The organism is Coriobacteriia bacterium (assembly GCA_003149935.1).
Classification (GTDB): domain Bacteria; phylum Actinomycetota; class Coriobacteriia; order Coriobacteriales; family QAMH01; genus QAMH01.
The window spans coordinates 252,153-266,533 of sequence record QAMH01000006.1 but is presented as its reverse complement, the minus strand read 5'-3'; the positions used below and the strand labels follow the sequence as shown (position 1 = coordinate 266,533).

Genomic DNA, 14,381 nt, shown 5'->3' with positions numbered 1-14,381 from the left:
TCCTCCTAATCGGTCACGAGATATGGCCTTAGTTCCATGATCTCTTCCATGTATGCCTTGGCGGTTCCGTTGCCGCCGAGAAGCCTGTACGCCTCGTACTCCTCAAGCAGCTCGTCGTAGGCAGCTATCGTGAGCTTGTGCTTTTCCACGACGTACTTTTGGTACGCCGCTTTGACGTGCGCCCTTGCCGATGCCTTCTCGATGATGATGCGGGCCTTCTCGCGCTTCGTGAACTTGGTCAGCAGGCCCGCGAGGAACCCTGCAAGCGCCGTGAGCGCCGAGATGGAGAGCGTTGTGAGTATCTGCGTCACGTCCATCAGCAGTCCTCCGCGTCGGCGAACTCGGGGCGCTCTGTCTTGAGCCAGGCGTAGGCCTCCTCGACGGTGAGCGGGGCGGATTCCATGCCCTCGGTCGAGTAGCGCACGTCCTCGTGGTAGATGCCGTCGCCGCCATCAAGCTCGCGCTGGCGCTCGGATGCGTCCACGTAGCTTCTCACCCAGGCGCTCACACCAACGTTCGTCTCGATGTCGAGCTGCATGATGCGGTGGTAGCTGACCAGCACGCCGCCGTTGCTCCTCTTTTCGATTTCCAGTGCCATTGGTCCTCCTTACGCTATTGCGTACGTGACGTTGAAGTAGACGCGCCTGCCATCCCTGTTCGACCCTGCGACAGTTAGATTCCCGTTCGAGTCGAGCCAGAGTTTGCCGTTGTTCGCAATGCAATCGACCGTGCATGGAGGACGGTACCCAGCAGGTATGTTGCAAATGGGCATGTCTGCTTTGTCGCTGCCAGTCGCGATGAGTATGTTGTCGCCGCGAATCGTAACCACGTTGCAGTGCCTCACCACGTGGACGGACTGGCCTGACGAGGCCACGCTCGTGAGTGCTTGCCAAAAGTCGTTCCAGTAGACGCTGTTGAACCAAGTCGATATCTCCCGGTGCTGTACCTTGCCGCTCGCGAACACCGGAACCCAGGTGTCTGCGGTGTTGTTAGTGTCGAAGTCCTTCGTCTGCCCCGTGATGTTCTTGTAGGCTCCTGCGGCAGTGTTCGCGCCGGTGCCGTACTCGGAGATCGCCAGGGCCTCACCACGGTACACCGGTCGCCTCACGGCGATCGTCCTGTCAGTCGTGCCAGAAAGCGACGTTACGCGCGAGATGGTGAACAGGTCCTGGAGGGCGAACGTGGAGAGCACGTTGGTGTAGCCGTTCGTCACGGCGCTTATCTCGACGCCGGTGTACTGGCCAGCCGGAAACGCGACCCACAGGTCGTTCGCCGAGTCGTGGCCAAAGTATACGGTCACCGCCTCGTTCTCGCTTGCCGAAACCATGGTGGCCGCTGGTGCATACCATGTGCCGGTGGTCGAGTAGTTGTATCCCGATATGCGGATGACGTAGTTCTTGTAGCTTTGGTACAGGCTCACGTCGAACGCGAGCATCCAGCTCGTCTTGCTGTTTACTTTGACCTTGATGTATCCCGCGCTGTATTCCGTGGTGGTGTACCTGATGGCGTTCAGCTTGAGGTTGTCCCTGGCCTGGATGACGGTGGTGCCGCCATGCCCGCCATGCGGCACGTCGATAACGTCGGTATCCTGGCGCTTCGTTCTCCACGAACCCCACAAGCCTGAGGATGCGTTGTACACGCGGTAGTACTCGCGCCCGCTCGTCCAGTCCATGATGAGCTGGCCCCTATGCCCTTCGTTCGCGTTGTGCTCCGTGTTGCCAAGCACCTTGAACACGGTGAGGCGGAAGGCGTTCGTCAGCGGCGCAGGCTTGTTCGCGAATCCCGAAACACGACTACTGTAACCGCAGACGTAGTTTCCCGGCGTAGTCAACGTGTTAAAGTCCGTGCCGGCGGGTATCTCCATGCCGGCACCGATGGACTGCACCATGAGGTTGTCAGCCGCATCGCCCTCGTTGGTCGCGTCCGTGCCACCGCTCGGTATCGGCACCGGCTTGGCGAAGTGCGCCTTCCCGGTGGAGTCAACGGTGAAGAGGTCGTTTCCGGCCCCGTCCGAGAATCGCAGGAACGACTTGCCGTCCTCGCCCGTTCCCGCGCTGAACACGTTGTCGAACACCACCTGAGCGACGCCATCGACCATCTTGGTGTGGAACTTGCCGACGGCAAGCACGTCGCTCTCGATCGTCGTCTGCCCGCCGGGGCCGCCGATCGTCGTCGTCGGCCCGTACGTGGCGACCTTGTTGCCGAACAGGTCGTATATCTCGACGCCCGTTGTGGCGAGCTTGATGTAGCCAGCGGCCTGCGGGTTCTTCGGCCTGCCCACTATGTCCGCGTCGTCCTCGGTGAGCGGTCGCCTGCCGTCGTCGAATTCGTACTCGTCGCCGACCTCCCACAGCTCGTTGACCGTAACCGAGCCGTCCGAGCCCTTCTCGTAGGGCATCTGCTTCGTGATGTACAGGCCGCCCTTCTCGCCGTTGGTGAGCGTGAGGTGGCTCTGGACGAAGTTCGCCATGGTGGACTGCTTGTCCACGACGTAGTAGCTCGCGATGTCGGCGAAGTCGGGGAACTCCACGGGCTCGTAGAGGTTGGTCTGCTGGTCGAGGACGAAGTAGGCCGTTCCCGGCTTGATGGAGTAGTAGTCGGCAAGCCCGTCCGCCGTCGGCTCGTCAACCTTCGAGAACGTGCCGTCCTCTTCCTTTACGTAGTAGACGTGGCCGGGGTTCACCTCGGTGTCGGTCGTCTTCTCCGGCACGGCGGGCGTCTTGATTGAGTTGGCGTTGAGCCATTCGAGCGTGCCCATCACGTCCTGCACGGTTCCGAGCGAGTTGAGCGCGCCGTTCGCCGCCCAGTTCGCGTCGAGCGCGGACTTCTCGGTAGACTTGGCAGAGACCTTGGCTTTCTCCGCGCTGCCCGCCGCGCTCTTGGCGCTCGCGGCCGCGCTCTTCGCGCTTTCCTTCGCGCTGTCTGCGGCATCTGCGGCCTTCTGCGCGTCTGCCTCGGCGCGCTCGGCCGCGTCCCTCGTGGCCTGCGCGTCGGCGATGGCGTTGGTCGCGAGCTCGTGGGCCATGTCTGCGGTCTGCTGCGCGGAGCTTCCCGTGCGGATGGCCTCCTCGGCCTTCGAGTCGTCGGTTGCGGGGGACGTGTAGTTGCCCTCGATGGTGGCGCGGTTGTTGCGCAGGGACACCGATACCGAGTCACCTGGCTTGCAGGCGACCGAGCTGCGAACGCAGCAGGTGTCGAAATCGTTTCCATCGATGCGCACCCACGTCCTGCCGTCGGGGTCAACGCGCGTCACGTTGCCGCGCCTGGTCTCGCCGTTCGATTCTGGCTTGACGAGCGACGAGATGGACTCGACGAGCTCGCGCCCCACCGCGTTGCTCAGCTCGGTCATGACGCCCTCCTTCCCCACGTCTCGCTCACCTTGATTCCGGCACCGCACTTGAGCTTCTGGCTCATGACGCGGAAATCGCCAGTTACGCCGCTCTCCGGCATGTTGGAGCGCACGATGGAGTAGGGATGGACTCCGTCTGCCCACTCGCGCTCGACGTCGATGGTCTCGTATACGTCTGCGAGCTCTTCGAGCCTGCGCTTGGCGTATTGCAACAGGCTCTCCCCCTCCTTGCGCGTCGGGTCTTCCTCTGACTTCGCCTCGATGACCATGTCGTTCCTGCTCGGCACTGATGTTGGCGATGAGGGGTCTTCGTTAGTCCACGTCTCGTGCCTGCCGTCCTTGTAGACGGTCAGCGAGTTGGGTACGGACTCGATTGGCAACGACGACTCGAACTCCGGCATGAGCAGCCCCAGGTTCTCGGCGCAGATGACGAGGTCCGGTTCGGTCGGCAGCTCGCGCAGCGTCACTGTGCCGTCACCGGCTATCTGGATGCACCAGCCTACGGCCTTGAGCACGCTCCACACGGCGTCGAGCACGCTATCTGAGCTTTCGAAGCTCATGAACTCGCCGAGCCTGAAGCTACCCTCGACCACAACCGGTGCCTTGATGACCTCTCGCAGCCTGTTCGCGCACCATTCGGCTCCATCGACGCCCATGGGCGCCTGCTGGCCCGACCTGCACATGCGAACGGAAGCCGGGGCGAGCACGCTCCTTCCCGACGCCTTGCCGCCCCACGCGCGATGAGACCACTTGCGCCCATCCGGGCAGAACAGCAGGGTGGCGACGGTGACCATCTCGCCGAGCGAGGGACGCATCTCGATGCGGTAGTACCCCTCCTCGACATCGCCCGAGACCTCCATGCTGCCCGATTCGAGCAGCGGTGAGCTGCCGTCGTTCACGGCCCTCTGTACCGTCACGGAGTCAACGCCGTCGAGCACGCCAATCGGAGTCCACGTGTCCGGGTCGATTCTCCTCACGCGCCACATGGACGCGTATCCGGTCTCGTACCCCATCACGCCCCCTCTTCGGCAGGTGCGGTTATGTCACCGGCACCGCACATGTGCGCGGCGGTCAGGTCTATGACGCGTCCGCCGAGCTTGACGGTGACGGTGCCGCCGTCGCAGTCCTCGCCCATGTTCTTGAGGTCGATGTTTGCGTCGAGGGCATGGCCCGCCCCGGTGCGCACGAACACCGCGCCCGGATACTCGCCCATCTCGTTCAGCAGCCGCTTCGTCTCGGCGTCCTCGAAGCGCACGACCTCGGCCCTGATGCTCAGCTTGCGCTCGACAGCGTACTCCCAGAAGCCCGCTACCGAGCCGTCCATGTGCTCGCGTACCTCGAACGCCTTGGAGCGCTCATCCTCGATTGACAAGTTGAAGTCAAGCCAGACATGCTTGTCATCCCAGTCAAGCCGCGTGCCCTCGCCGTGCAGCTCGCATGGGAAGTCCATCCACGCGCAGTCGCCGTCGGTCGTCCTCGTCGCGATGCGGTACGCGGTCTCCGCGCTCTCGGACTCGCACGTGTAGGGCGCGAAGCGGTCGCGCACGGTCGAGCCGAACTCGACGCCGGATGCTATGAGCGCGGCGCCCGACGGCGTGACGCGGTACACGTCGCAAACGTCGCCGTCTGCGGCTCCTTCAGGTGCGCTCGGCGCTATCGTTACGCTCTTCTCCTCGTCATCGCAGGTCAGCGTCGCACCGGGGTACCCGGCGCTCCTCGCGAGGTTGACGGTCACGACCTTCATGACCTCATCTGAACGCAGGCCGGTGTCGCGATTCGTCGCCATGGCCCTTATCTCGTAGGAGCATCCGTCTATGAGGGCCGCGTCGCGTATGACGGCATCGAAACCCGCCGCAACCACGCCCGACCAAACTACGTCACCGGCGAACTGGCGCTCGTATCCGGTCGGCGTCGCGTAGGTGATGCCGCGCGAGATGACGGTCACCGCGACGGTGGAGCCGGTAGATGCCACGGGATGCACGGTGAACGGCAGTGCGGTCACCTCTGCGCCCGTGGTGATGGCGCAAGTCGGTGCCTGGGCGATGGTCACGCTCTCGTATTCGGAGTCGGTGTACAGACCGCCCGTGGTTGCCGAGCACTTGAGCATGAGGTGCGCCGCCCCTTTCGGAAAAGCGTCTGCCGAGAGCACGCAGTAGCCGCCCGCGTCGGTGCCGTCGGCGATGCCCACGGCCCTCTTGTCGAGCGCCGCCTTGCGCTGGGCCTCGGTCATGGTCGCCCACCCCGGTATGGACTCGGGGTTTGCGACGCAGCTGATGTTCCAGCCGCTCTGCTCGGCCTCGGTGCCGATGGTCCACATGCAGGGGATGGCATCGCCCTTCGCGACGTGCGAGGGCACGTCGAGGTTGACCCAGGCGGGGGCTGAAACCGGCGTCGCCATGACCGCGTTCGAGTACTTTCCCGGCGTCTCCTCGTCACCGAGCTTCTGCATCCTGCGGGCCTTGATGTAGACCGGCACGCCCTCCTCAAGGTCGCTTATGTAGACGCGGCCGGAATGGGCGAGCGTGGCTAATGGGTTCTTCGGGCTGTCCTCCCAATCGAATCGGAACCGCTCCGGGTCTTTGGTCGATTGCCAGGCGTACTCGTTCTTGTCCCAGGACAGTTCCGTGGAAAGCAAGAGCTCCTTGAGCTTGTCCTGCTCGACGTTGCTTATCGTCTCGCTCGACCACTCGACATCGACGCGCACGGATGTGCCGTCGTTTCCGCTGATCGCGGAGAGTATGTTCGCGCTGCCGAGCGTCACGGTCATCTTCGGCGTGTAGAGCTGCCTGACCCAGTACGGGTTGGAGTAGCGCGTCTTGCCGTCGTAGCTCGACTTGAGTCGGTAGAAGACCCGCATGCCTCGCTCAAGCCCGTCCTTGGCGTCCTGGATGGTGTCCCAGATGACGGTAGAGAAGCCGCCGACCTCCTTCACGGTTTCCCAGTCGCACGCACCGGGATTCGCGCAGACCTCCTCGTAGGTCTTCTCCTCCCTGGCTATCTGCAGCTCGATGGTGTCAACGGGATTGCCCGCGCTCCACTTCGAGTCGCAAATGACGGATATCAGGTCGTTCGTGATGCCCACGTTGCTGATGACGGGGACGTTCGGGTAGGCGAAGACGCGCTCGACCTCGTTTGGGTCGCCGTCACCGGCTATGCCCTGCGAGTAGGCCGTTACGACCAGCTTGCGCGAACCGCCGTAGGCAAGCGCGCCCTCGATGGACGCCATCGGGGTTTTCCAAACATACGGCACGTCATCGCCGGGCTTGATTAGCCCGTTCACGACGCTCGTGCCGTTCTTCGTCGGCACCCTTATCTCGATGCGGGTGAACAGCACCTCCCGGTAGGCGTCGCCCTCGTCGGGCGTCACCTCGACCTTGACGCACTTCTCCCCGTCCTCGGTCACTATCGAAATCTCGATTTCGGGCGGCTTTGGTCGCTGGATTTCGAGCGTGGGCGACGGCATGAAGTCGCCCCAGCGCCCAGGCCCGTCGTAGACGCCGTGTATGCGCACGTCCACCGTGTTGATTTTCCATTCGGTGAGCGGGTAGAAGGTGCGGCGGGCGACCTTGAAGGTGTCCGAATCCATGTCGCCCTGGCCTGCATCGGAAAACGTCTGCTGCCCGTTCAGGAAGAAGACGCAGTCCATGAACTTGAAAGCCTCCTGGCCGTTGTACGTGGTCTTCCACTCGCAGCCGAAGGTGACATCTCCCATGTCGCCGGATGCGTCGCACTGCACAGTTGGCGTCATGACGTTGGTTATGCCGTTTACGGACATGCCTAGCCTCCCATCAGGCCGTGTAGCTTGAATTCGTGGGCGAGTTCGCGACCTATCGCCTCGGCGTCGTCTCCGGGAGCGGCGTTCACCGTCACCTCGACGTAGTTGACGGTTCCGCCGGATTGCGGCATCTCGCCCGCGAGTGCGGCGGCAAACGGGCGCATGTAGCGGCCGTACAGCGGCATGGACACCTCGGCTCCTGCCTCGCCCATTCCGAACACCGGCTTGGTGAAGATGGCACCGGTCTTGAACCAGCGCACGTCCACCGTAGGCACGCTGCCGGTCTGCGCGTTGAACGAGCCCGACATCGAGAAGTGAGGCAGCTTGACGCTGCCCGCGTCCACGTTGATGCGAACCGTGGTGCTCTTGGGCAGCGAGACGATCGAGGTGCGAATCGAGGCGCAGGCTTTCTGTGCGGCGGCCGATGCCGCCGAGAACGATGCGATGGCAGTTGACGCTATCGTGGAAAACGCGGTGGATGCCGTCGCCGACACCGATTGCATGGACGCGTCCAGTGTCACCATCCCGGCAGATGCCGTCTGCGTGCCGGCAGCAAGCGCCGCCATGGACGCCGCGCCGAGCATCGTTCCTGTGGCCATCGTTGTGACGGACGCTGCCATGGTGGTCATCACGGGAGCAGCTTCGGTAAGCGCCGGTACCGCGTTGGTCGCGCCCTGAGCGAGCTGCTGCATGCCGGTACCGGCCGCAGGCCCCTGCGAGGCTATTACAGGAAGCGACGCGCAGACCATGAGCAGGCCCATGGCCGCCATCATCGCGGCGGTGCCCATCGGAACTATCGCCGCCGACAGCGCGGCGGCAGGCCCGGCACCTGCGACGAATCCCGGAACGGCGGCGAGGGCGGCACCTGCCAGCAGGCCGAGTCCGGCTGCGGCTGGTGCGGCGGAAGCCGCAATCATCGGCAGCGCCGTGCCCATCACGATGATGGCGGGAGCCGCCATGGCCGCGCCGGCACCGACCATCATCATCCCCGCGCCGAGAATCATCACGGCGGCGGAGGCTATGAGAAGCCCCGGTGCCGCGACGAGCAGCCCGACGCCCAGCACCGTCATGCCCACACCGGCCACGAGGGCACCGGCTCCCATCACAAGAAGTCCGGCCCCGAGCGTCGTTGCCGCGACGCCAGCCGCCATGCCGTATGCGGCTATCGTGGGCAGAGTGCCCGCCACGAGCACGAGGCCGACGGAGGCGAGCAGAACGCCGGCGCCGACCATGAGCACGGCCGCACCGAACGCCACCATGCCGACCGCACCGGCGGTGAGCGCCGGAGCGATTGCGGCTGCGCCAACCGCGAGGCCCGCAATTGCACCGACCATACCCACGAGCGCGACGGCAGCCATGGGGCCAGCGCTCGCTATAGCCACGGCACCCTGTGCGAGCAGGAAGACGCCCGTGCACGCCATGAGGATGCCGGCACCGACCATGAGGGCGGCCGCACCTACCTGGATGAGGGACGGGGCGGCGGTCTTGGCACCGGCACCGGCCTTTGCCAGGCCGCCTGCCGCCTTGGTAGCCCCACCGCCGACGACGGTGAGCGCACCGCCGAACGCGCTCACGAGTCCGGCAGCGGCAGACGCCCCTTTGACCACCATCATGCCTATCGCGACGGCACCTATAACCGGCACCACAACACCGGCATTTTGAGCGAGCAGCGCAAACGCCTCGGCGACAAATCCGACGATTGGCGTAGCCATCTGGATGACGGGGATGAGCGAGTTTATCGCGTTACCCACCATCGTGCCGAAGTCCTCGGCTGACATGCCGCCCGCGCCGAACGCCGCCGACACGACCTGGCCCATACCGTCGAACGCGGCGGCAAAGCCCTCGAAGTCGATGGTGTTCTTGATGGAGTCGATTGAGGCGACGATGAACGCGCCCGCGTTGTTGATGGTCGCCTTGACGCCGTCGAATATCCCGGCTATCTCGCCGTTGGCGTTGAGCTTGCCCAGGATGTTGGCCATCTGGTTCGATATGGCGTTCTTCGCGTTGTTTGCCGATGTCTCGATGCCCTTGGTCGCCTCGCGCGCCTGCGTCTCGAAGCTTGCGAAGCCCTCGCCGCCCTCCTTGTCGAGCCTGACCATGGTAGCGAGGAAGTCATCCATCTTCACCTTGCCGCTCGTCAGGGCGTCCTTGAGCTCCATTCCTCCCTTGCCCGCGCCGAGCATCGATTCCGCTACCTTGTCGATTGTTCCGGGGGATGCCGTGTAGATGGACATCCACGAGTCCATCTCGACCTTGCCGGTAGCTATGACCTTCGAGAGCTGGTTGAACGCCTCGTTAGCGACCTCGGGGCCTTTGCCACCGGCGAGCATCATGTCATTGAACGCCTTGCCGACGGTGGTGGCGTTCACCTCCCCATCCGACAGGTTGCGCATGGAGGAGGTGAGCATCTGCACGTTGCCGGTGATGTCCTGTAGCTTGGTCGGCAGGCCGTCGATGGCGGCCTTCATGATGTCGCTGCTCTTCGCGGCGGCCTCTGCCGAATAGCCCATCGAGGTCATCACGCGTGGGAAGTTCGCTAGCGTGTCGGCTCGCTTCACGGCGGAGTCCATCGAGGCCGAGATTGCCCCCATCGCGGCGGTCGTGACCGACGAGACGGCACCCATGACGGCACCGCCCTTGAACCAGCTGGCAAGACCGCTCACAGGCCCCTTGAAACCGGCCATGAACGCCTTGCCGGTCTTGGTGCCCGACGGCATCGCGTTCTCGATGTTTGACTTGAAGCTCTTGTCTGGCTTCGAGCTGACCTTGACGTAGCCGCTCGCCACCTCAGTTCCCGCCATCAACGTCACCTCCCGTCCTCGGTTTCGATAGCTCCGCGAGTAGCATTTCCCTGCTCATCGGCATCGCCGGGAGCTTTCTCGTGTTATCGGCCTCCACGAGCCACTTCGGGCCTAGCGGCTTCGGCCTGGGGCCGCGCCTCTTCTTGTCGGCGTTGGCCCAGATGTAGCCCTGTATCTGGTTCACGAGCAGGGCGAGGAGAACCCTGTCCATGTTCCACAGGGCGTCCTGGTCTTCGGCGACTCTCCACCGGCAGTCCTCGGGCATCTGCGCCACGATCGACGCGACGAAATCCGGCGAGTACCGCCCCTCCATGGCCTCGTCCAGGCACACTCCGTAGTGCTGCATCAGGTCAGCGCGCAGCTCGTCCACGCGTTCGCAGACGAGCCACGCGAGCGTCCTCAGTTTTTTGGGGTCGCCTCCATCACAGCGCGCGACAGCAGGCCCATGACCTCATCGGCGGGCTTTCCGGCCATCGCCTCGGACACGTCGTCGAGGTTGGGAATGGCGCGCTCGTAGTACTCAAACACCGCCACGCCCTTCTCCTCGTCGGTTCGCTCGGAAGAGGCCATGCGCGCCGCCTTGCGCATCCCGTCCCAGGACTGGACGTAGGCGGTGTCCACCTGCACCTCGATGCCATCGACATCGACGGCCTTGACTGGACTCTTCGCGGCCATTAGTTGCCTCCCTTGCTGGATGCGACAGCTGCTACGGGGGCGGCCGAAGTGAACGCGATGTACTCGGTCATGGTCACGCCCTCGACGCCCAGGCAGTCGAGCGTCAGCTCGCGACCCGCGTAGTCCTCGCCGTTGCCAGCGACATCGCCGCGCTCGGTGAGCTGCGTCTTGGCGCAGTAGCGGGCCACCGCACCTGCGAAGGGAACGGCCTCGATTACGGTGTGCACGGGTTCCACGTCGCCGCCATGGTGCTTGATGGTGAGGTTGCCGCTCGCGTCGACGGACACCTTGTCATCTCCCCAGGTGAACTTCGCAACGTCCTCGTTGCACTCGACGGGGGTGAACTTGATCTGCTCGTTGTACTCGGTTCGCTTGTTGCGCACGACGGTGCGGCCCTCCCAGACGCGCAGCTGCTTGGTGGAGCCGTCCTCGGTGATGACGATGCCATCGTCACTGGTGAAGCCGAGGCACTTGTACGCGGCGGGAAGTGCGGTGGTCGCGTCGGTCGGCAGCGGCGTGGTGACCGGGGCGACGAAAATCGCACCGGTGACCTTGCCCTCTAGCACGGCGACCTTGGTCATGTCGGGTGTAGCCATCTCTGGCCTCCTAAATCTCTAGCTGGCAGGTCACGTTCAGCACGAGCTGATAACGAGCCTTGCCTGTGTCTTGGTCGTAGAACTGGTACGGGCCGGTCTCGACCCGGATTGAGTGGACTCCCGCAGGTGGCGGGTTGATGAGGAGGGCCACCTTCACGGCGTTTCCCATCTCCTCTGCCCGCGCGTCGCTGTCGGCCCACGTCTGCACCGCCATGGACGGGTGGTCGACCATGCTTGACGTGCCACCGCCAACGCGCTCGACGGTGACGAACTCGGCAGGCCCCTTTCGGGGGACGCGGCTGCTGGCCGCGTAGCCCATTGACCGCAGGTGCTCGACGAGAGCCTGCGTGACGCTGAAAGCCGCCATGGTCACCCCCTGGCCTTGAGTAGCGTGTTGTTGAGCGTGTTGTCCTTCATGGCCGAGTAGTTGCCCGTGTAGACGATGCCGACGGGAAGCCCGTTGAACTTCTTCACGCTCGACTTGTACTTAGGTTTGGTGTTGCCCACTGCGGGAGACTCGTGGTTACGGTGGTACAGGCCCGTTCGGAAACCCGCGCTCATGGAGTCCGCCGCCGTCTTTATCTCGGCGGTCTTGGCCTTGACATGCGGCTCGGCGGCCTCGCCAACGAGATTCCTGAGCTCCTTGTCGTTCCACTTGAGCTTAGCCATGGGCCATCTCCACCTCGACGGGACGGTTCCACGGCCCCGGCGACTTCATGTACGGCATGGGATTGCCGATGACGCGGTAGATTCCCTCCCACGGCTCGGGCAACTCGACGGAGCATCCTTCGAGCGACGCCATGTACATCTTGGGAAAGTGCAGGGTAAGCGCAACGGTGACGCCATCGGGTCTCGCCGCATCCATGTCGGCGGTCGGCCCAGGTGCCACGAGCACGTTGCCCACTGGTTCGCGCTCGGGTTCTCCGTCCACCTCGTTGCCGAGGCGGTCTGTCGTCCTGGTCGGGCGCAGAACGGTCACCTCGATGCCCCGCATCGCCATCACATCCTTCCCCATCCGGCCCTGCCGCCGCCGAGACCGAGCATTGAAAGCTCGCTCGGCAGCAGCTTGGGAAGCCCGTAGGACGTCGCGTAGCTCACGGTGCGAGAGTACGGGCCGTCGGTTTCGGCGACCGATGACGCGCCAAGGGGAACGTCCACGCCGCCTGGCATGATGCGGTTCGCGACCGAGCGGCACACGCGCATGCAGGCGTCGGCGAACATCTCGTCTTCGAGCTTCGCGTCGATGTCCACGTGCCTCTTGGCGAACTCGGCCCTGATGGCCGCCGTCGCGTCTTCGAGGCATTGGGCGAGCGTCGTCTTGTCGCCCACCTCGCCGAAGCGCGATTCGTACTGCTCTTTTGTCGCGAACGGCTCCATCACTAGGCCCCCTTGGTCTTAGCGGCGCTCTTGCGCGGCGTCGCCTTGGGCTTCGCCGCCGTCGCCGCCTCGGGCTTCTCGTCCACCTTCTCCTTCGCCTCGGCGAACCCGCTTTCGAGGAGACGGGGGGCCGCCTCCTCGCATGCGAGCACTTCTATGCCGCCGGGGCTTACCAGGCGCACCATCGCCTAGGCCGTCAGACGAACGAAAGTGGCGAGGTCGCGCACCATGAACGTCAGCTCGAAGGTGAACTTGACGGCGAACATGCCGCGCTGCCAGAGATTGAGCGTGATGGTCTCGTCGCCATCCTTGTAGGAGAGCGTGGCCTCCTCGGACACCGAGCCCTTGATGGACTCGACGCAGCCCCATGCGCAGTTCTCGAAGTCGCCAGCGAGGCCGAGCGTCGCCGGGACGGCGGGCTTGGCGGTGTCGCCGGAGCCGGATGCGGCCTTTCCTGGGACGTACACGCCCTTGCGCGTGCTGGTCTTCGCGCCGAGGATGTCGTTGATGGAGCCAGCCGAGACGCCCGACGTGAACAGCGGATGGCCGTTGCCGTCCACCGCCGCGAGCACCTTGGAGCGTCCCTGCGGGGCGAACGCGATTGCGCTCATGATGCCGCCCGCGCCGCTGATGGTCTCGTCAACCGCGACGAACGTGTCGTAGAGCGTCTTGCCGGTCGCCGGGGTCATGCTCACCGCGCTCGCGCCGCCGAGCACGTCGAAGTTCTCGCCGGGAGCGGCGTCGCTCATGACGGTCTTGTCGAGCTTGCGGCCGAAGAGCTTGGGGATGCGGCGCACGCATTCGTCGTACAGGCCCTTCTTGTCGCGCTTGAACTCGTTGGAGAACGGCACGATGAGGTCCATGCTGTACGGCTCCACGGTCTTGCTGCCGAAGGAGAACTTGCCGACTGCCGCCGGGTCGGTTTCGCCTCGCCACTCGGGCTCGGGGTCGCCGGTGATGGTCTGGTACTTCTTGCCGTTGCCCGCGATGGTGATGCGGGGCGCGAGCTGCATGAACGCGGACTCCTCGATTGCCTTGCTGATGATCTCGGAGGAGATTTCGGGGTCGAGGATTACGTTCGCGCTCTCCCTGCTGGTGTCGATTGCCATTTCCTATTCCTTTCACTCGCCGAACAGTCCGTCAAAGAACTTGTCGGCCTTGTCCTTCTTCTTGGCGGCACCTCCGGTGCCCCCGTCGTCGGTTCTGGTCGGGTATGCGGGAAGCAGCTTCAGCGCACGCTCCACCTGCTCGGCAAGCTCGTCTGCGTCCTTGCCGGATAGCATCGCCACGAACTCGTGCGGCACCTTGGCGGCGTCTGCCACATGCGCCACGGCTTGCGCCCTCTCCTGGCTCGCCTTGAGCTGCGCGGCCTCGTTCTCGGCCGCCTCCGCTCGCGCCTGGGCCTTCTCCAGCTCGGTCTGCTGGCCCTCCCTGAGCTTTTCCAGCTCGTCGGCAGCCCCCTGGTTGGCCTTGGCCTTCTTCTCCCACTCGCGGGAATGGGCCATTGCCGCCTTGTACTTGGCCTCCCAGTCGGACTGCACGGGCGCTGCGCCCGCACCTTCCGGCTGGCCGTTTTGGCCCTCGTTGGCTTCCTCTGCCATGCCTGACTCCTAACCGCCCTTTCCGGGCATCGACGTGGGCGACCTTTCCGGTGCCCGAAACGAAAAGGGCCCCTTTCCGGGGCCGTAAATGGAAAAGGCCACCCTTTCCGGATGGCCCTATACGAAAGAAGCCGCCCCGTCGGGACGGCTGGTTTCTCTTACATTACGCAAGCATCTTTTGCATTGTTTTCTCTCGATCGCTCAATT

General features: G+C 64.2%; 16 protein-coding genes. All 16 read right to left on the bottom strand.

Features of this window, described 5'->3' with window-relative positions; genetic code table 11:
* Positions 1-5 precede the first annotated feature (5 nt).
* The 16 genes from DBY20_03905 to DBY20_03830 are packed head-to-tail and all read right to left on the bottom strand — an operon-like array spanning position 6 to position 14,174.
* A complete protein-coding gene (locus tag DBY20_03905) occupies positions 6-317 on the bottom strand; it encodes a hypothetical protein (GenBank protein ID PWL79031.1) in 312 nt (103 codons plus the stop codon).
* A complete protein-coding gene (locus DBY20_03900; protein PWL79030.1) occupies positions 317-598 on the bottom strand; it encodes a hypothetical protein in 282 nt (93 codons plus the stop codon). Before DBY20_03900 ends, DBY20_03905 begins: the two co-directional genes overlap by 1 nt.
* Positions 599-607: 9 nt before the next feature.
* Complete coding sequence (locus DBY20_03895; protein ID PWL79029.1) at positions 608-3,349, bottom strand: hypothetical protein; 2,742 nt, start codon at positions 3,347-3,349, stop codon at positions 608-610.
* Positions 3,346-4,362, bottom strand: coding sequence for a hypothetical protein (locus DBY20_03890; GenBank protein PWL79028.1), 1,017 nt, complete (start codon positions 4,360-4,362; stop codon positions 3,346-3,348). The genes DBY20_03895 and DBY20_03890 overlap by 4 nt, the downstream gene beginning before the upstream one ends.
* Entirely contained in the window at positions 4,362-7,124 is a 2,763-nt protein-coding gene (locus DBY20_03885) for a hypothetical protein (protein ID PWL79027.1), read from the bottom strand. Before DBY20_03885 ends, DBY20_03890 begins: the two co-directional genes overlap by 1 nt.
* A gap of 2 nt (positions 7,125-7,126) precedes the next feature.
* Complete coding sequence (locus DBY20_03880; protein ID PWL79026.1) at positions 7,127-9,925, bottom strand: hypothetical protein; 2,799 nt, start codon at positions 9,923-9,925, stop codon at positions 7,127-7,129.
* Positions 9,912-10,295: a hypothetical protein gene (locus DBY20_03875; GenBank protein PWL79025.1), complete on the bottom strand. Its 384-nt coding sequence runs from the start codon at positions 10,293-10,295 to the stop codon at positions 9,912-9,914. Before DBY20_03875 ends, DBY20_03880 begins: the two co-directional genes overlap by 14 nt.
* 29 nt (positions 10,296-10,324) lie before the next feature.
* A complete protein-coding gene (locus tag DBY20_03870; protein PWL79024.1) occupies positions 10,325-10,600 on the bottom strand; it encodes a hypothetical protein in 276 nt (91 codons plus the stop codon).
* A complete protein-coding gene (locus tag DBY20_03865) occupies positions 10,600-11,196 on the bottom strand; it encodes a hypothetical protein (protein PWL79023.1) in 597 nt (198 codons plus the stop codon). The genes DBY20_03870 and DBY20_03865 overlap by 1 nt, the downstream gene beginning before the upstream one ends.
* Before the next feature lie 10 nt (positions 11,197-11,206).
* Positions 11,207-11,563, bottom strand: coding sequence for a hypothetical protein (locus tag DBY20_03860; GenBank protein ID PWL79022.1), 357 nt, complete (start codon positions 11,561-11,563; stop codon positions 11,207-11,209).
* A 2-nt stretch (positions 11,564-11,565) separates the two neighbouring features.
* Positions 11,566-11,865, bottom strand: a complete 300-nt coding sequence (locus DBY20_03855) for a hypothetical protein (GenBank protein ID PWL79021.1) — start codon at positions 11,863-11,865, stop codon at positions 11,566-11,568.
* Positions 11,858-12,196, bottom strand: coding sequence for a hypothetical protein (locus DBY20_03850; GenBank protein ID PWL79020.1), 339 nt, complete (start codon positions 12,194-12,196; stop codon positions 11,858-11,860). Before DBY20_03850 ends, DBY20_03855 begins: the two co-directional genes overlap by 8 nt.
* A complete protein-coding gene (locus tag DBY20_03845) occupies positions 12,196-12,573 on the bottom strand; it encodes a hypothetical protein (protein PWL79019.1) in 378 nt (125 codons plus the stop codon). The genes DBY20_03850 and DBY20_03845 overlap by 1 nt, the downstream gene beginning before the upstream one ends.
* Positions 12,574-12,575: 2 nt before the next feature.
* On the bottom strand, positions 12,576-12,758 hold the full coding sequence (locus DBY20_03840) for a hypothetical protein (GenBank protein ID PWL79018.1): 183 nt from the start codon (positions 12,756-12,758) through the stop codon (positions 12,576-12,578).
* 3 nt (positions 12,759-12,761) lie between these two features.
* Positions 12,762-13,682, bottom strand: a complete 921-nt coding sequence (locus DBY20_03835) for a phage major capsid protein (protein PWL79017.1) — start codon at positions 13,680-13,682, stop codon at positions 12,762-12,764.
* Positions 13,683-13,694: 12 nt separating this feature from the next.
* Positions 13,695-14,174 (bottom strand): hypothetical protein, encoded by a 480-nt coding sequence (locus DBY20_03830; GenBank protein ID PWL79016.1) that lies wholly within the window; start codon positions 14,172-14,174, stop codon positions 13,695-13,697.
* Positions 14,175-14,381 lie beyond the last annotated feature (207 nt).

Coding starts and splice junctions, on each gene's coding strand:
- DBY20_03905 (PWL79031.1), bottom strand. CDS start 317: ATGGACGTGACGCAGATACTCACAACGCTCTCCATCTCGGCGCTCACG.
- DBY20_03900 (PWL79030.1), bottom strand. CDS start 598: ATGGCACTGGAAATCGAAAAGAGGAGCAACGGCGGCGTGCTGGTCAGC.
- DBY20_03895 (PWL79029.1), bottom strand. CDS start 3,349: ATGACCGAGCTGAGCAACGCGGTGGGGCGCGAGCTCGTCGAGTCCATC.
- DBY20_03890 (PWL79028.1), bottom strand. CDS start 4,362: ATGGGGTACGAGACCGGATACGCGTCCATGTGGCGCGTGAGGAGAATC.
- DBY20_03885 (PWL79027.1), bottom strand. CDS start 7,124: ATGTCCGTAAACGGCATAACCAACGTCATGACGCCAACTGTGCAGTGC.
- DBY20_03880 (PWL79026.1), bottom strand. CDS start 9,925: ATGGCGGGAACTGAGGTGGCGAGCGGCTACGTCAAGGTCAGCTCGAAG.
- DBY20_03870 (PWL79024.1), bottom strand. CDS start 10,600: ATGGCCGCGAAGAGTCCAGTCAAGGCCGTCGATGTCGATGGCATCGAG.
- DBY20_03865 (PWL79023.1), bottom strand. CDS start 11,196: ATGGCTACACCCGACATGACCAAGGTCGCCGTGCTAGAGGGCAAGGTC.
- DBY20_03860 (PWL79022.1), bottom strand. CDS start 11,563: ATGGCGGCTTTCAGCGTCACGCAGGCTCTCGTCGAGCACCTGCGGTCA.
- DBY20_03855 (PWL79021.1), bottom strand. CDS start 11,865: ATGGCTAAGCTCAAGTGGAACGACAAGGAGCTCAGGAATCTCGTTGGC.
- DBY20_03850 (PWL79020.1), bottom strand. CDS start 12,196: ATGGCGATGCGGGGCATCGAGGTGACCGTTCTGCGCCCGACCAGGACG.
- DBY20_03845 (PWL79019.1), bottom strand. CDS start 12,573: ATGGAGCCGTTCGCGACAAAAGAGCAGTACGAATCGCGCTTCGGCGAG.
- DBY20_03840 (PWL79018.1), bottom strand. CDS start 12,758: ATGGTGCGCCTGGTAAGCCCCGGCGGCATAGAAGTGCTCGCATGCGAG.
- DBY20_03835 (PWL79017.1), bottom strand. CDS start 13,682: ATGGCAATCGACACCAGCAGGGAGAGCGCGAACGTAATCCTCGACCCC.
- DBY20_03830 (PWL79016.1), bottom strand. CDS start 14,174: ATGGCAGAGGAAGCCAACGAGGGCCAAAACGGCCAGCCGGAAGGTGCG.